14 protein-coding genes and 3 tRNA genes are annotated in these 22,587 nt (G+C 56.3%); 6 read left to right on the forward strand and 11 right to left on the reverse strand.

Features of this window, described 5'->3' with window-relative positions; all coding sequences use genetic code 11:
• Nucleotides 1-68 precede the first annotated feature (68 nt).
• The 4 genes from rlmM to EA20_RS0103860 form a co-directional block, all read right to left on the reverse strand.
• A complete protein-coding gene (gene rlmM, locus EA20_RS0103845) occupies nt 69-1,169 on the reverse strand; it encodes a 23S rRNA (cytidine(2498)-2'-O)-methyltransferase RlmM (protein ID WP_024965579.1) in 1,101 nt (366 codons plus the stop codon).
• Nucleotides 1,162-1,557, reverse strand: a complete 396-nt coding sequence (locus EA20_RS0103850) for a DUF423 domain-containing protein (RefSeq protein WP_024965580.1) — start codon at nt 1,555-1,557, stop codon at nt 1,162-1,164. The genes rlmM and EA20_RS0103850 overlap by 8 nt, the downstream gene beginning before the upstream one ends.
• A 57-nt stretch (nt 1,558-1,614) precedes the next feature.
• Nucleotides 1,615-2,532, reverse strand: coding sequence for a glycine cleavage system transcriptional regulator GcvA (gene gcvA / locus EA20_RS0103855; protein WP_024965581.1), 918 nt, complete (start codon nt 2,530-2,532; stop codon nt 1,615-1,617).
• Between the two features lie 341 nt (nt 2,533-2,873).
• Nucleotides 2,874-3,098 carry a YgdI/YgdR family lipoprotein gene (locus EA20_RS0103860; RefSeq protein WP_024965582.1) on the reverse strand — a complete coding sequence of 75 codons (225 nt, stop codon included), beginning with the start codon at nt 3,096-3,098 and terminating at the stop codon, nt 2,874-2,876.
• Between the two features lie 214 nt (nt 3,099-3,312).
• Between EA20_RS0103860 and csdA the strand changes: the two genes are divergently transcribed.
• Entirely contained in the window at nt 3,313-4,518 is a 1,206-nt protein-coding gene (csdA, locus tag EA20_RS0103865) for a cysteine desulfurase CsdA (protein ID WP_024965583.1), read from the forward strand.
• Nucleotides 4,519-4,520: 2 nt separating this feature from the next.
• A complete protein-coding gene (csdE, locus tag EA20_RS0103870; protein WP_369699774.1) occupies nt 4,521-4,970 on the forward strand; it encodes a cysteine desulfurase sulfur acceptor subunit CsdE in 450 nt (149 codons plus the stop codon).
• Nucleotides 4,971-5,089: 119 nt separating this feature from the next.
• Here csdE and tcdA read toward each other — a convergent pair whose 3' ends face one another.
• Both tcdA and mltA read right to left on the reverse strand, forming a co-directional pair.
• Nucleotides 5,090-5,890, reverse strand: a complete 801-nt coding sequence (gene tcdA / locus EA20_RS0103875) for a tRNA cyclic N6-threonylcarbamoyladenosine(37) synthase TcdA (protein WP_024965585.1) — start codon at nt 5,888-5,890, stop codon at nt 5,090-5,092.
• Between the two features lie 53 nt (nt 5,891-5,943).
• The gene (gene mltA, locus EA20_RS0103880; protein ID WP_024965586.1) at nt 5,944-7,086 is read right to left on the reverse strand and encodes a murein transglycosylase A; all 1,143 of its coding nucleotides are present in this window, start codon (nt 7,084-7,086) and stop codon (nt 5,944-5,946) included.
• A gap of 208 nt (nt 7,087-7,294) precedes the next feature.
• Between mltA and EA20_RS0103885 the strand changes: the two genes are divergently transcribed.
• The 3 genes from EA20_RS0103885 (at nt 7,295) to EA20_RS0103895 (ending at nt 7,651) form a co-directional block, all read left to right on the forward strand.
• A tRNA-Met gene (locus EA20_RS0103885) sits at nt 7,295-7,371 on the forward strand.
• Between the two features lie 64 nt (nt 7,372-7,435).
• Nucleotides 7,436-7,512, forward strand: a tRNA-Met gene (locus tag EA20_RS0103890).
• Between the two features lie 62 nt (nt 7,513-7,574).
• Nucleotides 7,575-7,651, forward strand: a tRNA-Met gene (locus tag EA20_RS0103895).
• Between the two features lie 90 nt (nt 7,652-7,741).
• Here EA20_RS0103895 and amiC read toward each other — a convergent pair.
• The gene (gene amiC / locus EA20_RS0103900) at nt 7,742-8,995 is read right to left on the reverse strand and encodes an N-acetylmuramoyl-L-alanine amidase AmiC (RefSeq protein WP_024965587.1); all 1,254 of its coding nucleotides are present in this window, start codon (nt 8,993-8,995) and stop codon (nt 7,742-7,744) included.
• A 227-nt stretch (nt 8,996-9,222) separates the two neighbouring features.
• On the opposite strand from amiC, the gene argA reads away from it, so the two are divergent.
• The gene (gene argA / locus EA20_RS0103910; RefSeq protein WP_024965588.1) at nt 9,223-10,566 is read left to right on the forward strand and encodes an amino-acid N-acetyltransferase; all 1,344 of its coding nucleotides are present in this window, start codon (nt 9,223-9,225) and stop codon (nt 10,564-10,566) included.
• A 73-nt stretch (nt 10,567-10,639) separates the two neighbouring features.
• Here the strand turns inward: argA and recD are convergent, their stop codons facing one another.
• From recD to recC, 4 genes are all read right to left on the reverse strand, one after another.
• Complete coding sequence (gene recD / locus EA20_RS0103915; protein WP_024965589.1) at nt 10,640-12,493, reverse strand: exodeoxyribonuclease V subunit alpha; 1,854 nt, start codon at nt 12,491-12,493, stop codon at nt 10,640-10,642.
• The gene (gene recB / locus EA20_RS0103920; RefSeq protein WP_024965590.1) at nt 12,490-16,026 is read right to left on the reverse strand and encodes an exodeoxyribonuclease V subunit beta; all 3,537 of its coding nucleotides are present in this window, start codon (nt 16,024-16,026) and stop codon (nt 12,490-12,492) included. Before recB ends, recD begins: the two co-directional genes overlap by 4 nt.
• A complete protein-coding gene (ptrA, locus tag EA20_RS0103925) occupies nt 16,023-18,911 on the reverse strand; it encodes a pitrilysin (protein WP_024965591.1) in 2,889 nt (962 codons plus the stop codon). The genes recB and ptrA overlap by 4 nt, the downstream gene beginning before the upstream one ends.
• Before the next feature lie 211 nt (nt 18,912-19,122).
• Nucleotides 19,123-22,503 (reverse strand): exodeoxyribonuclease V subunit gamma, encoded by a 3,381-nt coding sequence (gene recC, locus EA20_RS0103930; protein ID WP_024965592.1) that lies wholly within the window; start codon nt 22,501-22,503, stop codon nt 19,123-19,125.
• Nucleotides 22,504-22,587 lie beyond the last annotated feature (84 nt).

A 22,587-nucleotide genomic window follows, 5' to 3' on the forward strand; every position in this document is an offset into this window, starting at 1 on the left:
GCTTTTGCGGGCGAGCCTGCTTACGCCGGCCCGCCCATCCTCAGGATCGGCAGTCAGGACGTTTACTCTTAGCGTTCATCACGTCTGCCGGGCGTTGCGCCCCAGATACGCCGGATGTGTACCGTCACCTCTTCGCGATCGTGATAAAGCTGCCGTGCCCGGATCTGGGCATTGATACCGTTAGCCTGAAGTTTTTCCTGGATCATGGCCAGGTTTTGCGACACCTCTTCGTACCGCTTTTTCATCGGCAGTTTGAGATTGAAGATGGCTTCACGGCACCAGCCGTTGACCAGCCAGTCGGCCATCAGGTTGGCTACCCGCACCGGCTTTTCCACCATATCGCACACCAGCCAGTAAATATTGCTGCGGGTTGGGCGATATTTAAAACCGTCTTCGCGGTGATGGAAAACCTGCCCGGTATCCATCAGGCTCTGCGCCATCGGGCCATTATCCACTGAATGGACCATCATACTGCGTCTGACCAGCTGATAGGTCCAGCCACCGGGACAGGCCCCTAAGTCGACCGCATAGAGGCCGCTGCCAAGCCGCTCATCCCATTCATCGGCCGGGATAAACACATGAAAAGCCTCCTCCAGCTTCAGCGTTGAGCGGCTGGGCGCATCTGCAGGGAATTTCAGGCGCGGGATGCCCATAAAAAACGGCGAGTTGTTATCCGGCAGGGAATAGCCTACATAGCAATAGCCCGGTGCGATAAAGAAAACGTGGACGACAGGCCGCTTAGCGCTTTCATACTTCAGCAAAACGCCTGCGGCGCGCAGGCTGCTACGCAGAGGAACCGTGAACTTGCGGCAAAACTTCAGCAACTCTTTGCTTTCATTGGTATCAGGTACCTCAACGCGCAGTTCACCGCCCTTCTCAACCACGCCCGTGAGCATCCCGGTTACCGGCGTCACGCGATCGTCCTGCGGTAAATCCCGCAGCAGTTCGCCGACAACGATCATCTGGCGGGAGAAAATCAGCTCGCTGAAAGGAAGTTCCCTGATCAGCTTTTCCGCCTCTTCCGGTTGATAGCATTCAAACAGCACATAACCAGAATCTTCTTTTACCCGCGCAAAACCAAAGACCTGATGCTCCGCCGCTTTTGCGGTAATTTCCGCAGCACACTCTTTCTCAAAGCCCTGACGGCAATAGAGTAAAACTTTATTCATGGCGATCTGCCCTTTTTTTCAGACGCAGCGCGCCAACCAACATCAGTATCCAGCCAATCAGGAAGCAGGTGCCTCCAACTGGCGTAACATAAACCCACATTTTAAGGTGGGAGAGCGCCAGACAATATAAGCTGCCGCAAAACAGAAGCGTACCCAGCGCCAGAAAAGCGCTACTCCAGTAAAACCAGATATTCGCCCGGCGCAGCATCGCCGTCGCCAGGCCCAGAATCGCCAGCGTGTGGAAAGCCTGGTACTCCAGGCCCGTCTTCATCCAGGCCATCTCAGCCGGCCCGAGCGAGTGGCTCAAAACATGGGCGCCAAACGCGCCCAGAAGCACAAATATAAAGCCGCTGATGGCGGCAAATATCAGCATTGCACGACTCGACATGAACGCTCTCCTCAGTGTTGTACAGGCCGCAATAGCGACGCGTAACAAAATAAAATTTCAGTGATCGTAGCGAAAGCGAAATTTTTCTTGTTCGCTCGCGGCTTTCGCCAGAATCCACTGCCGGAAGGCGGCTATTTTACCCAGTTCTGCCTGACTGTCATGACAAACCAGATAAAAAGCATTTTTACTCACTAACACATCGTTAAAGGGACAGACCAGGCGCCCCGCCTCAATCTCAGTCTGCGCCATCACATTGTTGGCCAGCGCCACCCCCTGGCCGTGAATGGCGGCCTGTAACACCATGGCGCTGTGGCTGAAAATGGGCCCCTGCTGCACGTTGATATGCGCCACGCCAAGCTGGCGCGTATAGGACTGCCAGTCTCTGCGGGAGGCGTCATGCAGTAAGGTGTGATGTATCAGATCGGCCGGCGTCTTAAGCGGATGCTCGCCCGTCAGCAGCAGCGGAGAGCAGACTGGAAGCAAATATTCCGCATAGAGTTTTTCGACACGCAGGCCAGGCCAGTTCCCCCGTCCGTAGAAAATAGCCACATCCACATCATCGGCAAGCTTCTCCTCCTCGCGGTCCACAGCCTGGATCCGTACATCGATCCCCGGATAAGCTGAGTTAAAGCTTGAGAGCCTCGGCACCAGCCATTGAATGGCAAAGCTGGGCAGCAGGCTGACGGTTAATGCCCCTTTGGCGCTGCGCGCCTGCAGCTTGCGGGTCGCTTCGTTAAGCGAGGAGAAAATTTCCTTAATATCGAGGTAATAGCTCTGCCCCTCTTCGGTCAGCAGCAGGGAGCGGTTACGTCGCCTGAACAGCTTAAGGCCTAGAAAATCCTCCAGGGATTTGATCTGGTGGCTGACGGCGGCCTGCGTGACAAAGAGTTCTTCGGCGGCTTTGGTAAAGCTGAGATGACGGGCGGCGGCATCAAAAACCCGCAGCGCATTTAAAGGAGGAAGGCGTTTAGACATAGTTACCGGATAGCGTGTGACAACAACGGGACGAGAGGAACCTGACGGAACTTCACGTATTAGTTTTTTTTATCCGAGACATTATAAATTGTCCGTTGAGGATGCACCAGCAAATACCTATAGTTGCCGCACTTCCTGAGCCGGAACGAAAAGCAGTTTGAAATTTGGGCGAATACGCAGAGTTTTGAAAGGCTTTTGGCTTGTGGTCGTGATGTTGTGTTTGCAATTGATCTGACGATTTTCAGATCCGGTAGCCTGGCTACCTTATTCCTGTAGATTTACCCTGTCTGTCCAAAGTATTTATAGCACCGCAAATTGCGGTGCTTTTTTTTACCTGAAGCTTACTGCCCCATCTCAACCATCTCTTTCACATCTGAGCGGTTAATCTGTTGCTTATTACCGTTAGCATCCTGATAGCTGATCATGCCGGTATCATCATCCACAACGGGCTTGCCGTCGGCGACAATAGTACGGCCATCATTAGTGTGCATTACGTAGTTGCTGGAACAGGCAGCCAGAGTAAAAGTCATGGCACAGGCGGCCATAATAGCAGCGAGTTTTTTCATCTTTAATTCTCCTTGCAGATTGTAATGCGATAAACCACCCGAAGAGCACGACCTGAAGGCAAAAAACGCGTAAATTGCCGGGCGGAAGTCTCATATTTGCGGGTAATAGTTTAAACCTTGCATAATCCAGCATAACGCGCTTTTCCAACATTGCCAGAAAAGGGCCTGAAATTCAGCGTTGTCTCAGATACGACGACGCGCAGCCGAGGAGATTATGACGTCATTTAACCCTGTTCAGTTTCGCCAGCAATTCCCGGCCCTGAAAGATGCCGGCGTCTACCTGGATAGCGCCGCCACCGCGCTTAAGCCCGAGGTGGTTATTGAAGCGACCCGTCAGTTTTACAGCCTCAGCGCCGGTACGGTGCACCGCAGCCAGTTTGCCGCCGCTCGCGCACTGACGGAGCGCTACGAGGAGGCCAGAACCTCAGTAGCCCGCCTGCTGAATGCGCCGGAGGGTAAAAATATTGTCTGGACTAAGGGCACCACCGAAGCGATAAATCTGGTGGCGCAAAGTTATTTACGCCCACGACTCCAGCCCGGCGACGAGATTATCGTCAGCGAAGCGGAGCATCACGCTAACCTTGTCCCCTGGCTGATGGTGGCCTCACAGACCGGCGCAACCGTGGTTAAATGGCCGCTGGGCGACGATCTCCTGCCAGATATGGCGCTATTACCAGGCTTACTGACGTCCCGGACTCGCCTGCTGGCGCTGGGACAGATGTCCAACGTTACCGGCGGCGTGCCGGATTTGGCGACTGCGATCCGTCTGGCTCACGAAGCCGGCGCTCAAGTGATGATTGATGGGGCGCAGGGCGTGGTGCACGCACCACCGGACGTCACGGCGCTTGATATCGACTTCTATGCTTTTTCTGCCCATAAGCTTTATGGTCCGATGGGCACCGGCGCGCTGTTTGGCAAAAAGGCGTTGCTGGAGAAGATGCAGCCCTGGCAGGGAGGCGGCAAGATGTTAAGTAAAGTCAGCTTTGAGGGCTTTACGCCGCAGCCGGTCCCCTGGCGTTTCGAGGCTGGCACACCCAATGTCGCGGGGGTGATTGGGCTGAGTGCTGCGCTGAAATGGCTGACCGATCTGGATCTGGCTGCGGCGGAGAGCTGGAGCTGCGGTCTGGCCGATCTGGCCGAAGAGCGTCTCGCTGCCCTGCCCGGTTTTCGCAGCTTCCGGGCCAGCCGTTCAAGCATACTCGCCTTTGATCTTGCCGGCCTGCATCACAGCGATGTGGTCACGCTGCTGGCGGAGAGTGGCGTCGCGCTTCGTGCCGGACAGCACTGCGCGCAGCCGCTCCTTGATCGCCTTGGCGTTAACGGCACGCTGCGTGCCTCGTTTGCGCCTTATAATACGCTTAACGACGTCGACGCGCTGGTGACCAGCCTTACGACCGCCATTGACCTTTTAGCGGACTAATTATGACAACTTTCCTTGCTCCTCATCCCTTTGGCGATCGCATTACCGCTGAAAGCCTGAAACAGCAATTTTCCGCCTTCACTCAATGGGAAGAGCGTTATCGTCAGCTCATCCTGTTAGGCAAACAGCTGCCCGCTCTGCCCGACGAGCTGAAAACACCGGACATTGAACTGAGCGGCTGTGAAAATCGTGTCTGGCTGGGGCACCAGCAGCTTGAGGATGGCACGCTTCATTTTTATGGCGACAGTGAAGGACGTATTGTAAGGGGATTGCTGGCGGTATTGCTGACGGCAGTGGAAGGCCAGACGTCAGCCTCATTAACTGACAGCGATCCGCTGGCGCTGTTTGACGCGCTGGGGCTGCGCAGCCAGCTTAGCGCCTCGCGCAGCGCCGGATTGAACGCCCTGGCCGGGGCCGTGAGCGCCGCCGCCAGAGAGGATAAGCGCGTCTGAAGCAGGTTCAGGCCAGTTCTCTTAAGCACCGTTCTGACTTCATTTATCGCGTCCTGTGCGTTACCTGCTTCGCACTATCCCGGTAACGCTTGCGTACCGCCACCGGGATAGCGCGTCTGCTAGCGCCGTGCGGCTTTTGCCATCATCTTTTTCAGGACGTGTGAGACAGCGACAAAACCAAACGTGGCCGTGACCATCGTTGCGGCGCCAAACCCGGAGGCGCAATCCATGCGTTTCGGCCCTTCCGCTGTACTGCGTGAGGCGCAAACCGAGCCATCAGGCTGTGGATACATCAACGCCTCGGTGGAAAACACACAGTCAATGCCCAGCTTACCTTTGCTGTTCTTCACGATGTTGAAGTCATGCTTCAGCCGTTCACGCAGCTTTGCCGCCAGCGGATCCTGAATCGTTTTTGCCAGATCGGCGACCTGGATCTGCGTGGGATCAATCTGACCACCGGCACCGCCCGTGGTGACCAGTGGAATTTTATTGCGACGGCACCAGGCCAGCAGCGCCGCTTTGGGCCGTACGCTGTCTATCGCATCAATCACGTAACTGAACCCGGCGCTCATCAGCTCAGCCGTATTATCCGCCGTGATAAAGTCATCAATGCAGGTAACTTTACATTCCGGATTGATCGCCAGGATGCGTTCCGCCATCACCGCGGTTTTCGCCTGGCCCACCGTTCCCTTCATCGCATGGATCTGCCGGTTGGTGTTGGTGGTACAAACATCATCCATATCAATCAGGGTGATGGCACCGATGCCGGTCCGGGCCAGGGCTTCGGCCGCCCATGAGCCCACGCCGCCGATCCCTACCACGCAGATATGTGCGTCAGCAAACAGCTGAAGCGCGGGCTGGCCATAAAGACGCGCGGTTCCACCAAAGCGCTGAAGCCAGGCGTCAGAAAGAGAAGTCATGCTTTACCTCAGAATGAAGACGCGGGCTGGCGATCCAGCCCGCCGGGAAAAGGCTACCGGGTTACCAGTGCCGTTTTGCCCATACTGTTTTGTGCAGAAGAGAACAGGGGTTCACCCGTACCCGGCGCGGTTTTTAATACCCAGACCCGGCCGTAATGGTTAAACCAGCCGGCCATGTGGCCCGCTTGCTCGCCAATACCCTGATAGATATCAAAGTGCTGTCCTTTGATCGCACCGCCTACATCGAGCGACACCATCATTCGCATCTCATATTTTCCGGTAAATTTACCGTTATTGTCCAGCAACGGAATTTCCGCCAGCAGGGCGGTCCCCGGCGGGATCAGCGAGCGATCGGAAGCCACAGACGCTTTTGCAATCAGCGGTACCGCGCTGGCTCCCCGTACCGGTGCAAAATTTTCCGGCTTGAAGAAGACAAAGGAGGGATTCTGTTCAAGCAGCTCTCTCACCTCTGCCGGGCTGTGCTCTTCACCCCATTTACGGATGGCCTGCATAGACATATCTTCACGTTTAACTTCGCCGCGATCGATCAGCACCTTGCCGATGCTGTGATAAGCATGGCCATTTTTGCCACCGTAGCCAAAAAACATCAGAGGCTGGCCATCGCCAAAGTCAACGTAGCCGCTGCCCTGAACATCCATAATAAAATTATCCATTAGCGAGTTGCTGTAGCCAATGACATAGCGCTCATCCAGCGCCCCACTATAGATTTCCGCCCGGCTCGGCAGGCGTCCGTTACGGCGCGGCGGCAGCCGGTAAAGCGGATACTGGAATTCGCCCTGACGGGTACGTCGCGCCTCGATGACGGGCGTGTAGTAACCGGTAAACTGGACGTTACCGTAATTGTCCGTACCTTCCATCTGGTAAGCATTCAGGCCAAACTGACGCAGTTGACGCGTGTCGCCGCCCGCCATCAGCCAGCTTCGAATTGCGCTGTAAACGCCCGCCTGGCGTGAGAACATCGCCGGCGAGGCATACTGCACTTCATTCACCTGATCACTGAAGTCTTTGCCGTTAACCGGCCGGCCTTTGGCATTAGGCTGATTCACCAGCGCCAGCGGCACCTCAAGCTTGCCATCTTTATATTGCTGTCCGCGATCGGTCGGTTTTGATGAACATCCCGCCAGCAGGGCGATGAACGCCCCGGTCACTGCATATTTTATCCAACACCCTTTCATTGTTCTCTCTTACTATTAAGCGGAATTCCAGGCCGAAGATAGCAAAGCGTCCAGCAGATTAAAACGTGCTGCCGGAAAAGTTTCCGCCCTTTCGGTGTAATTTTTCAACATGATGGGGGAAAAGTAGCCACAAGAGCACCTTTTCATGACTTTAATCGCAAAAGGGGTTGCATCAAAAGCCATCCGGCGTATAGTGCGCTTCCACGGACGCGGGATGGAGCAGCCTGGTAGCTCGTCGGGCTCATAACCCGAAGGTCGTCGGTTCAAATCCGGCTCCCGCAACCAATTCTCTTAGGAGAATAAAAAGCAGTAAACTGTCGTGACGGAAGCGATAGTGGTAGTATACGGACGCGGGATGGAGCAGCCTGGTAGCTCGTCGGGCTCATAACCCGAAGGTCGTCGGTTCAAATCCGGCTCCCGCAACCACTTTTCTTCGGAAAAAATGAAAAAAAACTGTCGTGACGGAAGTGACAGGTGTATTATACGGACGCGGGATGGAGCAGTCTGGTAGCTCGTCGGGCTCATAACCCGAAGGTCGTCGGTTCAAATCCGGCTCCCGCAACCAACACCCTTTCGGGTGTTTTTTTGTTTCTGGCGTTCGCCAACTTTTTCCTCTGAGTAACCACGGATGGCCTTGCCACCCGCTTTTCTGCAATTATTTTCTCGGTGCCAGCGGCGCGCCATTGGCGAAATAGGCTTTGATACCCGCCAGGATTGAGTTTGCTACCTGCTGCTGAAACTTGCTGGTGCGCAGCTTTCGCTCCTCTTCCAGATTACTGATAAACGCCGTTTCAACCAGTATCGAAGGGATATCGGGCGCTTTCAGTACCGCAAACCCCGCCTGGTCTACCGTCTTTTTATGCAAATGATTAATTTTCCCCATGCGCGCAAGCACTTCGCCGCCAAACTTCAGGCTGTCGTTGATGGTCAGGCTCTGCACCATATCGAACATGGTGTGATCGAGATAGCGATCGCCGCTTTTGCTGACGCCGCCGATCAGATCGGACTCGTTTTGCGTTCGGGCAAGATAACGGGCAGCCGTACTGGTTGCGCCACGGGTTGAGAGCGCGAAGACGGAGGAGCCGCGCGCCGCACGGCTGGTAAAGGCATCGGCATGTATAGAGATAAACAGATCGGCGCGCTGCTTGCGGGCTTTCGCCACCCTCACCTTTAGCGGAATAAAAACATCCTCATTCCGGGTCATATAGGCGCGCATATTAGGCTCTTTGTCGATCAGCGCTTTCAGCCGGCGCGCAATCTTCAGCACAATATCCTTCTCACGCGTTTTATGCTTGCCGATCGCGCCAGGATCCTCACCGCCATGCCCAGGGTCGAGCATCACCACAATGGGACGATCCTTTCCTGCTTTGCCGGGTCGGGGTGCGGCGGCGGGCTGATTCTCTTCCAGGTTTCCCTTATTGTAATCTTCCAGCAGCGCCAGCAACGGGTCGTCCTCATACTGCTTGCTGCTGGCGCTGGCAGGATAGAGATCCAGTACCAGCCGATTCCTGATCCCGGCAACGGGATCGAGAGTAAAGACCTTTGGCGTGACGTTCTGTTTTAGCTCAAGCACCAGCCGCACGGTATTTTTATCAAACTGGCCAACGCGGGCGTTTCTGATATAAGGATCGTCGCTGCGGACCAGGTTGCCCACTGACTTCAACACGGGATTGAGATGGATATTATCGATATCCACCACCACGCGTTCCGGGTTACTCAGCGCAAATTGCCTGTATTTCAGGGGAGTGCTGGACTCCAGCGTCACGCGGGAGTAGGTCGAAGAAGGCCAGATGCGGATGGCCACCATGTGGCTGCTGGCGGCCAGGCCAATTTTGCTGACGCTGAGGAGCCAGACCGCTCCGGCGCTTTTTAACCACCGGCGGCGGCCGGGGGAATGTAAATCGGTCATGCCACTCCAGTCTGCTGTACTGTATAAAAAAAAGCCAAATGACTACCAAGGTGAAAAACTTTAACGAATCCCTCTGGCGGTGTCACCCCTTAAAGCAAAACAAGGTTGCCTGTCGCTCAGGGTTTAGCGCAGCAGACCCGCAAAAAAGGCACCAATTGCCGCTTGCACAAGATCGCCAAAAGAATAAAAATACATTTTTATCGAATAATCATTCATAGGGGTTAGCCGTGAAGGAACGGAGTACCGAGCTGGTTCAGGGGTTTCGTCATACCGTCCCCTACATCAACGCCCACCGTGGTAAGACCTTTGTCATCATGCTTGGCGGGGAAGCCATAGAGCATGAGAATTTCTCCAGCATCGTCAATGATATTGGCCTGCTGCATAGTCTTGGCATCCGCCTGGTCGTTGTCTACGGCGCCAGGCCGCAGATTGATGCCAGCCTCGCCACCCAGCAGCTGGAACCTTTGTATCATAAGCATACCCGCGTGACGGATGCTCAGGCGCTGGAACTGGTGAAGCAGGCGGCTGGCCGCTTACAGCTGGATATTACTGCCCGCCTCTCGATGAGCCTCAACAATACGCCATTGCAGGGCGCACATATTAATGTCGTCAGCGGTAACTTTATTATCGCCCAGCCGCTGGGCGTGGATGATGGCGTGGACTACTGTCACAGCGGCCGCATACGCCGGATTGATGAAGAAGCGATTCATCGTCAGCTGGACAGCGGCGCGATTGTCTTAATGGGTCCGGTTGCGGTTTCGGTGACTGGCGAAAGTTTCAATCTCACATCAGAAGAAGTGGCCACGCAGCTGGCGATCAAGCTGAAAGCTGAGAAGATGATCGGTTTTTGCTCAGAACAGGGCGTCAACGACAGCGAAGGCAAGGTTATCTCGGAACTTTTCCCGGATGAAGCGCAAAAGCGTATTGAAGAACTGGAGCAGGAAGATGATTACCTCTCCGGCACGGTACGCTTCCTGCGCGGCGCCGTTAAGGCCTGTCGCAGCGGCGTGCGCCGCAGCCATCTGATTAGCTATCAGGAAGATGGCGCGCTGTTGCAGGAGCTGTTTTCACGTGATGGTATCGGTACGCAAATCGTCATGGAAAGCGCGGAGAAAATTCGCCGCGCCAACATCAATGATATTGGCGGCATCCTTGAGCTGATCCGTCCGCTGGAGCAACAGGGTATTCTGGTACGCCGCTCCCGCGAGCAGCTGGAGATGGAAATTGATAAATTCACTATTATCGAACGGGACAATCTGACCATCGGCTGTGCGGCGCTTTACCCTTTTCCGGAGGAAGAGATTGGGGAGATGGCCTGTGTGGCGGTGCACCCTGATTACCGCAGCTCGGCGCGTGGGGAAGAGTTGCTGGAACGGGTGGCGCTTCAGGCCCGGCAGATGGGTCTGAAAAAACTGTTTGTCCTGACGACCCGCAGCATTCACTGGTTTCAGGAGCGCGGCTTTATGCCGGTGGATATTGAACTGCTGCCGGAAAGTAAAAAGCAGATGTATAACTATCAGCGACGCTCAAAAGTGCTGATGGCGGATCTTCGCCATGCCCGACAGGCGTAGCGACAATCCACCGTAAATGCCATCGCGACGGCCTCGCTGCCTTATTCTGCTTTAACGGATAGAAGAGACCGCGTCAGATGGCTGCGAGAGCGCCTTCTCCCAGCCGCTCAACCAGCCCGCTGCGTCTGCTGGTGCGCATCTTCACCGCGCTGTGAAAAACATTGCGTTCCGCATAGAGCGAAAGCCGCTGCTTCGCGCGGGTAATTGCGGTATAGACCAGTTCCCGCGTTAATACCGGCGTGAACTGATTTGGTAAAACCAGTAGCGTATGCTCAAACTCCGAACCCTGGGATTTATGGACCGTCATCGCAAAGGCCGTTTCGTGAGGCGGCAGGCGGCTGGGCTGAACGGCTCTGATAGTGCCATCAGCCTGCGGGAAAAAGACCCTGAGCGCCGCCTCTTCATCACGCATCGCAATACCGATGTCACCATTAAACAGCCCCAGCGCGCTGTCGTTACGGGCAATCATCACAGGTCGCCCCACATACCATTTACCGGCGGGTCCTGGCGCTCGGTGCAGAACCCTTTTCTGCTGAAGGCTGGTTTCAATACGTTCGTTCAGACCCGTCACGCCAAATGGCCCCTCGCGCAGGGCACAAAGCAGCTGAAAACGACCAAACGCCTCAATCACCGCCTGCGGCGCTGCCCCACTGGCTATCAGCCGCAAATAGGCGCTGTATCCTTCCACGCAGGCGTCAAGTAACTGTTGATATTCCTGGCCGCTGCTCAGCGAAAAATGGCTGATATCCGCAAATCCCGCGCTAAAGACCTTTTCAACCTGTCGCGTATCACCTGCGTTAACCGAAAGCGCCAGTTGTCCAATGCCCGAAGAGGCGTCGAAGCGGTAACTCTTACGCAGCAGGCAAAGACTGTCGCGGACCTGAGGAGCCGCTTCCTGCTCACCTGCCGTCACTTCGCAGCCGGTGAGGCGCATCAGTTCGGCGGCACGGATAGTGCTGTAACCCGCCTCTGCGCAGCGACAGATATCACCCAGCACCGCGCCCGCTTCAACCGATGCCAGCTGATCGCGATCGCCAAGGAAGATGACTTTGGCATGCGACGGCAGTGCAGCAATCAGGTTCGCCATCATCGGCAAATCGACCATCGACGCCTCATCCACCACCAGTAAATCCAGGTGTAGCGGATTACCGGCGTGATAGCGCAGGCGCTGGCTGCCCGGCACTGCGCCAAGCAGACGATGCAACGTGGTAGCTTCAGCAGGGAAACGACGCTTCTCATCCTCACTAACCTCAAGGCGCTGTAGCGCTTTCCCTAACGATTCCGTCAGGCGGGCAGCCGCCTTGCCGGTGGGAGCCGCCAGCCGGATACGCAGGGTTCCGCCTGAAAGCTCAAGCAGCGAGGCCAGCAGTTTGGCGACGGTGGTGGTTTTTCCGGTACCCGGCCCGCCGGAAATAATGGAAATCTGCCGGGTAATCGCCACCGCGGCGGCGATTTTCTGCCAGTTATCCGGCTCCAGGCCGAAATGCCGATCCAGCGCGGCCCGCAGTTTCTGTTCAGCGAAGGGGATTTGCGCGGCTTCACGCCGGATAAACTGGGCCACCAGTCCCTCAGACTGCCACATCCGGTGGAGATAAAGACGCTGCTGATGCAACACCAGCGGCGTGGCCGTGGTGCCGTCACCCACCGCCTCTTCCGCGCTCAGCCGTTTTTCCCACTCCGGCTCTCCCGCTGCCAGCCAGAGCTGGCGTGCCAGTTCCGGATGGCGACCGCCAAACAGCGACGCTTCGGTAAACCCGGCCAGCGGCAGGCAGACGTGTCCTTCTCCCGCTTCCGCGCTGACGCAGGCCGCCGCCAGCATCAGCCAGGGACGCTCATTCGTCGCGACCATCAGCGCGAACTGGACATCCAGCGAACGCAGCAGTTTTTGCTGACATGCGGTCAGCAGCAGTTGGGATATATTACTCATACTTCCTCCCCGGGCTGGCCGGCAAACAGCGCGTCCAGCGCGTTGATAAATGCCGCTTGCGGCCGTGCGCGATAAATGCCGTTGTGGCTGGCCGTCCCCTCCACGCCGCGCAAAAAGAGATAAATCACGCCACCGAAATGGTGTTCGTAGTCATAATCGGCCAGGCGATGGCGCAGATAACGGTGCAGCGCCAGCGTATAGAGCTGATACTGCAAATCGTAGCGGTGCGTCTGCATTGCCTGCGCCATTGCCTCGGGCGTGTAGGCTTCCCCCGACTCACCCAGCCAGTTTGACTTATAGTCGAGCAGGTAATACTTATCCTGCCAGCAGAATACCAGATCGATAAAGCCTTTCAGCATCCCCTGAACCTGCTGAAAATTCAGCGGCGGACAGCCGGCAGAGAGCGGATCATGGCGGCGCATCAACCGATCGAGCCGTTCTGCGTTCAGCATTTTTGCGATGGGCAGATAAAACTGCAGCTCAACCTGTCGTTTGTCGGGACTCAGCTGGCTTAGGCTGACGCCGGTCTCGTTCAGCGGCGTTTTCAGCACAAGGTTCAGCCACTGCGTCATTACCGGTAGCCATGCTTCGCCATGCCCTTGAGCCGCCAGCTGCTCTGCCAGCCAGGTTTCGTCGATTGGCCGGGTAAAATCGATGTTTTCAAAGAGCCCATGCAGAAAGGTACCCGGGGAAGCGCCGCGCGGGAACGTGTGCGGCGTAAGCTGGGCTGCCTGCTCTGCCCGCGCTTCACCTGCCGCATCGACATCCAGACGGGGCAGCAGCTCCAGAGTGGCGGAATGCCCATGTTGCTGAAGGCCGGAATAACTGGTGACGCGCCATTCATCACGCAGCTGTCTCGCAATCTGCTGGCTGCTCAGCGCCTGCGCTGGCGGTGGCTTTGGCTGCCAGGGCTGCGCTTCAGACGCCTGCGGGATAATCAGCGCCATCGTCTCATTTTGCATCGCCAGCAGCTGTTCACGCAGGGCAGCAGCGTCGGCAGCTTCGCCTTTCTGGATCAGGTAACCGATCGCACTTTTATGCAGATCGCTGTTCCCCTCTTTTTTACGGGTTCCTTTTACCAGCGGCGCAATCCCCAGGCTGCAGTGCCAGACCGAGCGGGTGAGCGCGACGTAGAGCAGACGCAGATCTTCGGCCAGTCTCTCCTGTTCCGCCAGTTCAATACTCTCTTCATCGCCCCGTAAATCGAGCAGCGCCTGAAAGCTTTCCCGGTCATGATAAATGGCCTGGCTTACTTCGCGGTAATTGGCAATGAACGGCAGCCAGACCAGCGGGTACTGAAGCCCTTTGGATTTGTGAATGGTGACGATCTGTACCAGATGCCGGTCGCTTTCCAGCCTGAGCTGCTGGCTGGCCGCCTGACCGTTCGGCTGGGCAATCTGCTGCGCCAGCCAGCGCACCAGCGCAAATTCACTATCAGTCTGTGCCGACGCTTCCTGCAACAGCTCACCCAGATGCAGCAAATCCGTTAACCTGCGTTCGCCATTCTCAGAGGCGAGCAGATTTTCAGCAATCTGTCGTGCGATCATCAGTTCACGCAGCATCGGCAGGACCCCCCGCTTCAGCCAGCGCTGACGATAGCGATCGAATTCATCGACCAGGGCATCCCATGCCCGTTCGTCCTGGCTCAATGCATCCAGCGTTAGCGCATCCAGTCCAAAGATACTGGTGGCGAGCGCGCTGCGCAGAACACGCTCCTGCTCCGGCGCCAGCACAGCCTGCAGCAACCAGAGCATCTCCCGCGCTTCCTGAGTGGCGAAAACGCTGTCACGATTGGACAGGTAGACGGAGGGGATATTCAGGGCGTTCAGCGCTTCCCGTATGATGACAGCCTCACCACGGCTGCGCACCAGCACGGTAATATCGGAGGCTTCAACCGGCTTCTGCTGCCCGCCTTTACCAAGGCGGGCCGTACCCTGTTGCCCGGCGGTAAGCCAGCGGCAGATATCAGTGGCGCACTGGCGGGCCATAAACTGCTGGTAATCACTTACTCCCACGCCCTCGCCGGGCTGCAGAAACAGGGAAAGCGCAGGTTGTTCCTGCCCGTCGATGCTAAAACTCAGCGAAGCATTGGGGCCGGCAGCGTTAATATCGACAAAGGGGATCTGGTTGAACAGAAAAGGGTTATCCAGACGCGAGAAGAGCTGATTTACGCTGCTCACCATCGCCGGAGATGAGCGCCAGTTTGTATCAAGCGTATAGTGGGCGCTAACTTCACTTCGCGCTTTCATATAGGTGAAGATATCCGCGCCGCGAAAAGCGTAAATCGCCTGCTTCGGATCGCCTATCAGCAGTAGCGCCGACCCCGGCTGCTGATGATACAGCGTGCGGAAGATGCGATATTGCTGCGGGTCAGTATCCTGAAATTCATCAATCAGCGCGACCGGATAGCGGCCACGTATCGCCTCAGCCAGCGCTTCGCCTCCCGGCTGCCGCAGCGCCGCATCCAGCCGTCCCAGCAGATCGTCAAAGCCAAGCAGGGCGTTCAGACGCTTCTGTTTTTGCGTGGCGAAGCGGATTTCGCTCAGGGCGCGGGCTATCACCAAATCGCGCAGCGACAGCGGCTCAGCCAGAAAACGGTCGATAGTCTCAAACAGCGCATGCCGGGGAGGCTCGCCTTTTTTGGTTTTCTCCAACAGCACCGCCTGGCCAAACCGCTCCAGTTCTTTTGGATAGGCATAATCTTCGGTTGGGCCTGTGGCCCACTCACTGATTTTCTCTAGCCAGTTAGGTAAGTGCTTACTACTGTAACTGCGCTTATCCACACCGGATGAGGCTATCAGATCGTGGAGATCCTCTACCGCGAGCCATGCCGTTTTCAGGGCGTCGAGGCGCGCTAACAGTTTCTCATGCCGCTCCTCAAAACTTTCATTGAGGTCAGGAGGATATTTCAGGGCTGGCGATTCACCGTTCAGCCAGGGCGCGAGCGTGGTCAGCAGCTGTTCAGGCCCCTGCCACATCTGCGTCATTACCCGTGCCAAAGGTAACGATAAGGGGTAACAGTGCCGGCGCCAGAAATCAGCCGCCGCCTGACGGCGTAACGGAAATTCATCCTCAATCAGCGTCTGCTCAAACAGCATTCCCGATTCAAATGCGTTAAGGTTCAGCATCCGCTGACAGAAACCGTGGATGGTGAAAATCCCCGCATCATCCATCTGCCGCTCTGCGGCCAGCAGCCTGGCGGCGGCCTGAGAAAGATCCGCTATCTGCGCCAGAAGCTGTGACAGCACAGGATCGGTAGCGTGCCCGCGCACACAGGCGATACGTAACTCGTGAATGTTTGCCCGGATGCGTCCCCGCAGTTCTGCGGTCGCCGCTTCAGTAAAGGTCACCACCAGAATCTCTTCAACCGACAGCGGCCGGTGATAAGCCGCCTCACCGCCAAGGCCCAGCAGAAGCCGCAGATAGAGTAATCCGATGGTGAACGTTTTGCCTGTTCCCGCCGAGGCTTCAATCAACCTCTCTCCCTGCAAGGGCAGGCTTAGCGGGTCCAGACGTGCAACAACTTGCTTCATGACTTATCGCTTTTTACCGGAAATGATTGTTGTAACTTCGACACTTCCTGCCAGGTGGTAAAGCCTTCCGGCTTCGCGTAATCCGCCTTACCGTGCTGGCTACCTGAAATTTGCGATAGCAGCGTTAAGCCTTGTGGAGCAATAACCGCCTTATGGAAAAATGTTGCCAGCGCCTCTGGCGTTAGCGCCTGAACCTGGGCAATAACCTTATCGCGCGTGTCGAAACGGTAATTTCCCCGATCGAAATCCTTGTTAAAGCGGCCAGCCTCTTCATCCAGCGTCTGAGGCCGCTGTTTGAGTTCATTGACCATTGCCGCCTGATACTGGGCAAAATCTTCCGGTTTCATTTCACGCAGCCGTTTTTCCGCCGTGGGATAAAACGCGCGGAAACGACTCAGCAGGTAGGCTGGTTGTTTCACGTTACTTTGCAGCAGAAAACCGATTCCCCACTGGCGGCCAACGGGCATCTGGAAGGAGAAAACCGCGTAGCCAAGCTGCTCTTCGGTACGCAGCTGATTATAGAACCAGGGCTGAATTATCTGACTCAGCAATGCGCTGTTGGCCATGCTTTCATGTTCCGCATAGCCGAGCGGAACGTAAAGGGCGGCCAGCGCAGAGTCGGTACTGCTGCCCTTCTCCTGAAGGTTTGCAGCAGCTTTCTTATCCACCGCGATATAGCGGCTACGCCATGTACTTTCTCCTTCACAACTCAGCTGCGCTTTCAGCGAACGGGCCAGGTTTTTTGTCTCTTCCGCCGTCATGTTGCCGACCACCATCAGCTCGGGCAGGGATTTCTCCAGCAGCATTTTGCGATAGTCGTTCAGCTCGCCAAGCGTCAGGCTGGGCACCAGATTTCGACGTTCGCTGCGCTGGGTATAGGGAAGCTGAGAAAGCATCTGCGCTGGCTGAATCGCCAGCTCGAACGCTTTACCTTTATCAGCAGCATCCAGACGCTCAAGATACCAGGATTTAGCCTGCTCCAGCTGCTGCTGGGTTGGCTGATAAGAGGCGTACTTCGCCACCAGCGCCTTCATCAGTTCGGGGAGATGCTGGGTAAAGCCGCTGGCGTTAAAGGTCACGCCATCATCCTCGCGGGTGGAGAAGCTGATGCCGCCAACGGAGGCCTGTGAACTCAGCTCGTCCAGCGCCAGTCCGGCCAGGTAGTCGTTGATCGCAAAAAGCACCTGGTGCCTGGCCGTGCTCATCGCCGCTTCGTTGCGCAGGGCAAGCGTGATATTCGCTTTCGGCTCGCTGGCATAATAGTGGCTCGGCATATAGAAAACCCGCAGCCCCGGCTGATCGATCAGCTGTTGCGGATGCTGGTACGCTTTTTCAGGTGGGATAAGTGAAAAGTCAGCCGGGATCCAGGGATTAAGGACCGGCAGGGAAAGATCGATTCTGCTGCTTTCAGCGCGCCAGGTGGCAAAACGCTGCGGAGTGATGGTATCCACCTGATAGGGTGCATCAACAAAATAGGCCACTTTATTATGTGGCTCGCCCGGGCTGATAAACCAGATACGGGCTGCTTCCGGCGTCATGCCATCAAGGCGGGCTTTGATCGCAGCCGGATCGTAACGGTCAGCGATATAGGAGGCATCCAGGGTATGCTCGACCGGAACGCGAAGCATGGTATCCACCAGCCATTCGATGTAATCCATATCTCGCGTGATAGAGGGATAGCGGAAATCCAGATCCAGCACATGCGCAACTTCATCAAAGTAACGCTTATCAATGCCATCGTTGCGCAGTTTGTTCAGGTAGCTGAAGACAGCAGCGATAACCCGATCGCGGCTGGCCTGGCCTTTATCCGTCAGTGATATGGAAATAGAGAACACACCGCCGTTGCGGTCAATAACCGGATCCGCACCTGCCGTAATGGAATCGGCAAGGCCGTTGTTTTGCAGCCAGTCAGCGAGCGTATTTTTACTGCGGTTGCCGATCAGATAGGCAATCAGCGTATCGGTTTTACTGCGAAACTTATCGCTGTTGTTCTCAATCCGGAATTCTATCCGTAGCTGTTTGCGCGGCTGGGCGGGCACATAGTGAATAATGACGCCTTTCTGTTTATCCGTGGCCACCGGCACGGTGATAGCTGGCACGCTGGCATGACGATTCTCCACGCGCCCAAAGGTGCTGACGGCTATTTCCTGGAGTTCATTCAGCGGCTTACTGCTGTAGATCACCGCTTTCATCAGGTTAGCGGAGTAGTAACGCTGGTAGAACGCCTTCAGTGCATCATGCAGTTTGCTGTCCGGTTTATCCTTCAGGGTTTCCAGATTACCGCCGGCAAAAAGCGAGCTTGGGTGATCCGGATTGAGCGTTTCCGCGCCAACTTGCGCCATGCGCAAACCGTCACGGGAGCGCGCCATCGTCAGCTCAGCGTTAACCGCGTGCCGCTCACGATCAGCATTCACCGGGTCCAGCAGCGGCTCAGCAATGGCATCCGCAAGGCGGTCTGCCGCTGGCTTAAGTGCGGCGTTTTCCACCTCAAGATAGAATGCGGTGCGGTATGAGGCGGTGCTGGCATTGTGGCTGCCGCCATGTTTTTTCAGGAATTCCGCGAGGTTGTCCGGTTCAGGATACTTTTTTGATCCCATCAGTACCATATGCTCAAGGTAGTGCGCCAGGCCCTGCTGATTGCGGGGGTTTTCCAGCGAGCCTACCGGAAGCGTCAGGGCAGCGAGCGACTTCGTTGCCAGAGGATCGGAAACCAGCAATACCGTCATCCCGTTATCAAGTTTGATAGCCTGATAGTGACGCGGATCTTTTTCACTTTTGCGAATGGTTTCAGTTATGGGCTGCCAGCCTTGCTGCGCCTGGCCTAACGGACTCCATAGGGAAAAAAACATAAAAAGCGTGGTGAACCAGACTGCATAACGACGCATTCAAACTCCTTGACGATCTTACGTTCTTATCTCTGTGCAGAGGGATGCTCTGCAATAAAGAAAAGATAAATGCCCTGCAAATTTCACTTTCCAGCTCTGTATGAAGGACAGAGGTAACCAGAACTGACTGTGTGTGACAAAGTAACACTACAGGAGGCGATTTCCCTAGTCCCTGCGTGACCCGGAGAGCGCCTCATCTCTGAAGACCGGACTAGCCGGTACCCGAAGATTTATCATTCATCTGTAGTACCGGCAGCAGCCAGGCCTCGGCATTACGGCTAATCTCCTGCAGAGAATCCTCATCCAGCGTCCGGAAAAGCCTTGCCAGGTAGGGATCGCTGCTCTCCCCCTCAATCTGATAATTTCCCTGCCAGGCGAGCATCATTTTTATCCGCGCTTTCGCCTGAGTGCCTTCATCACGCAGCAGCACATCATTTTTTTCGTCGTAGCTGGTATCAAGCCAGGCACCGCCCGTCTTCGGCAACAGAAGCAGCGGCGCGCTCATTCCCTGCAGGTAGCCAGAAACATAACGCTCAAGCCAGCCCAGAGCCTGTTCTTCAGGAAGCGCAGGAAAACACCACTGACTCTCTTTACGGCCATACATCCTGCTGCTACCTCTGCCGCCGAGTGAGCAGTAAACCAGATGTTCCAGCCATAACGCCAGGCCGTCAGTGTAGTTAAGATGCCCAGGCCGCCAGCGCAGCAGGCCATCTTCCTGAATATGGGATAACCAGCCCGTGAGCTGTATGCCGCCCACGGGCAAATTAATTTCGCGGCTGGTTGATTCCCGACGCTGTTCGCGCACCCGTTCAGCCAGCCCGCTCATTTCTTCAAGCTGCTCCTGCCAGAACAGCTCGCCATAGGCGCCATAGGGCAGGTTACCCGCCGCCCGCTGGCGCGCATAAAGCGGTTCGCCTGGCTCGCCCTCAATCAGTGTGTTCAGCAGCAGCGTATTGACCTGGTAGCGGCTGAGATTATCCAGGGTAAAGGGTTCTGCATCCGGTAGCTCGGTCTCTTCAAGCCGGAAGCTGACGCCCAGGCGCTGGCTGAAGAAGGCCCGCACCGGATGCCGCCAGAAACTCGTAAGCTGCTCCAGATTAAGCTCCCCGACAGACAGCGGTGGCAGCGGCTGCATAAAAGGAGGATGCGCCACGCCGCTGGCTTTCGCCGCAGGCAGCCACTCCGCGGCGTAGCTTCTGTATTCCGCCTCCGGCGTGAAGTTCTCTGCCGCGAACGGCGTACGGCTGTGAAGATGTTTCAGATGGGCTTCCACCGCTTTGGCGCTGCTGTCCACGTCGCGATCGCGATCCTCTGGCAGACAGAAACTCTGGCTGATGTATTCCACCAGTTCACTGACCAGCACTGACGGGAAACGTTCCGAATTATCCTGAATTGTCCGGCCGATATAGCTGATATAGAGCTGCTGCTGTGCCGAATTAAGCGCTTCCAGAAAGAGATAACGGTCGTCATCACGGCGGCTTCTGTCGCCTTTTTTCGGCTGCTGGCTCATCAGGTCAAACCCCAGCGGGGCCAGCGTACGCGGATAGACGCCATCGTTCATGCCCAGCAGACATACCACTTTAAAAGGGATGGAGCGCATCGGCATCAGCGTACAGAAGTTGACAGGTCCGGCCAGGAAGCGCTGGCTGATCCGCTCCTGATCCAGCCGGGCAGTTAATTCGTCACGTAACAGTGATAGCGGCACCGCCTGCTGGTAGCCCGACTGCATACCGTAATTAATTGTCTGCTGCCACTGCTCTTCTATCAGCGCCAGCGCCACCTCAGTATCGGCATCGCCGGCAAAAAAGTCCTGCAGCAGTTCCCGGCAGAGCGGAAGCCACTCCTCCAGAGGGCGGGGAAGAGAAAGCTGCTCACGCCAGCGACGCATCCGCATCAGTAAGTCAGCCAGATTCCCCGTCAGCTCCGCTATCAACCCGCTGGATTCGTCGTAGGGCAGCACCCCCTGCCAGTCACCGGCCTCGCTGTTCATGGCATAGCCCAGCAGCATGCGGGTCAGACCAAAATGCCAGGTATGCTGCCCGGTAGGCGGCAGTTCCAGATTGCGGACGGTTTCATCATCCAGCCCCCAGCGGATGCCCGCTTCACCCACCCAGAAACGCAGTCGCTTGAGCCCTTCTTCATCAATCATAAAGCGTTCCGCCACCGCCGGGACTTCCAGCAGCGCCAGCACCTCTTCACAGGGAAAGCGACTGTCCGGCAGGCTTAGCAGGGCGAGAAAGGCCTGTAGCGCCGGATGAGCCTGGCTGGCGCGGCGATCGGAAATCGCAAAGGGGAGGTAGCGTTCAGCGGGCGCGTTACCGAAAACGGCCTGAATAAAGGGCGTATAGGCATCAATGTCCGACACCATCACGATAATATCGCGTGGCGAGATGGCTGGATCCTTTTCCATAATCTCCAGCAGGCGATCCTGCAACACTTCCACTTCACGCTGCGGGCTGTGGCAGAGATGCAGGCTGACCGATCTGTCCTCAGGATCGAGCAGGCGTTTATGCCTGCTGTTCTGCCACTCTTCCGCCTTCAGACCAAGCACCGCGTTATCTTCCAGCTCAAGCAGGTCACGCTGCAGGCTTTGCAGCAGCGTTGTCGGTTCAATGTCCACAAAGGCATCGATTTCACGACTTTCCATCTGTGACAGCAAGAAGAGGTTGTCCCGGCCCAGCTTGCCCCATGACGCAAGGAGCGGATTACTGAGCTGCTGCTCGCCCGCCTCATTAAACAGGGAGGTGGCGTCATCCTGACGGAACAGCGTGCTTTCGCGCTTATGCTCAAAATGCTGTCGACGGCGGTTCTGCAATTTTGCCAGAAAGGCATAATCCTGAATATCACCCCAGTAGTGGCGGCACGGATTGGTGAACAGCAGGTGAATATCAATGTGCCGGCCAAGCGCCTGAAGCGCCTGCAGATAGACCGGAGGCAGCGCCGAAATGCCGCAGATAAAAACGCGATCCGGCAGGCCGGGGGGACGCGTGGTGCTCTTCTCCAGCGTCGAAATAAAACGGGCGTAAAGATTGGCGCGGTGCCACTCCGGTTGCCCCAGCCGATGGGTGTACGCCACCAGCGCGGCCCAGAGCGGTGCCTGCCACTGCTGCGCTTCACCCAGCCCGTCGATTCGGTCGCCCCTTTCCCAGGCGTTCAGCCAGTCCGGACGGTAGACCAGATACTGGTCATACAGGTCGGCTACGCGGGAAGCCAGTTGGAAGAGTTTCCGGCCGTCGCCATCATCGGTGAGATAGTGCTGTAACATGGCAAATTCAGGGTGCTTCAGCATCTCCGGGAGAATGGCCATCAGCTTCCAGCTCATACTGGCCTTATTGAAGGCGCTTTCCTTCGGAATGCCGGGCAAAACGCGAACAAACATATCCCAGATAAAGCTTGCTGGCAGCGGAAAGTCGATATTGGCGGCGATACCAAACTGCGTCGCCAGAGACATCTGCAGCCATTGCGCCATGCCGGGGCTTTGTACCAGCACCACCTCAGACTGGAAGGGATCGCGCAGCGGCTGGTTTTCTATCTGCCAGGCCGCCAGCGTTTTCAACAAGTCCAGCTGGTTTGAGTGGTATACGGTAAACATGTCTGCTCCTTCTTCTGGCGTTGTGCCGCGCTGGCGCACACTTTACTCCCTCTCATCGTTGTTGCAAAACAACGAACCTTCACT

Origin of the sequence: Pantoea sp. IMH (assembly GCF_000599885.1) — a bacterium.
Lineage (GTDB): Bacteria > Pseudomonadota > Gammaproteobacteria > Enterobacterales > Enterobacteriaceae > Erwinia.

Bases quoted from the DNA above. Each gene is read 5' to 3' on its own strand.
- recB (WP_024965590.1), bottom strand. From the start codon at position 16,026: ATGAAGCAAGTTGTTGCACGTCTGGACCCGCTAAGCCTGCCCTTGCAG.
- amiC (WP_024965587.1), bottom strand. From the start codon at position 8,995: ATGACCGATTTACATTCCCCCGGCCGCCGCCGGTGGTTAAAAAGCGCC.
- mltA (WP_024965586.1), bottom strand. From the start codon at position 7,086: ATGAAAGGGTGTTGGATAAAATATGCAGTGACCGGGGCGTTCATCGCC.
- csdE (WP_369699774.1), top strand. From the start codon at position 4,521: ATGACAACTTTCCTTGCTCCTCATCCCTTTGGCGATCGCATTACCGCT.
- recD (WP_024965589.1), bottom strand. From the start codon at position 12,493: ATGAGTAATATATCCCAACTGCTGCTGACCGCATGTCAGCAAAAACTG.
- EA20_RS0103850 (WP_024965580.1), bottom strand. From the start codon at position 1,557: ATGTCGAGTCGTGCAATGCTGATATTTGCCGCCATCAGCGGCTTTATA.
- ptrA (WP_024965591.1), bottom strand. From the start codon at position 18,911: ATGCGTCGTTATGCAGTCTGGTTCACCACGCTTTTTATGTTTTTTTCC.
- csdA (WP_024965583.1), top strand. From the start codon at position 3,313: ATGACGTCATTTAACCCTGTTCAGTTTCGCCAGCAATTCCCGGCCCTG.
- tcdA (WP_024965585.1), bottom strand. From the start codon at position 5,890: ATGACTTCTCTTTCTGACGCCTGGCTTCAGCGCTTTGGTGGAACCGCG.
- rlmM (WP_024965579.1), bottom strand. From the start codon at position 1,169: ATGAATAAAGTTTTACTCTATTGCCGTCAGGGCTTTGAGAAAGAGTGT.
- EA20_RS0103860 (WP_024965582.1), bottom strand. From the start codon at position 3,098: ATGAAAAAACTCGCTGCTATTATGGCCGCCTGTGCCATGACTTTTACT.
- recC (WP_024965592.1), bottom strand. From the start codon at position 22,503: ATGTTTACCGTATACCACTCAAACCAGCTGGACTTGTTGAAAACGCTG.
- gcvA (WP_024965581.1), bottom strand. From the start codon at position 2,532: ATGTCTAAACGCCTTCCTCCTTTAAATGCGCTGCGGGTTTTTGATGCC.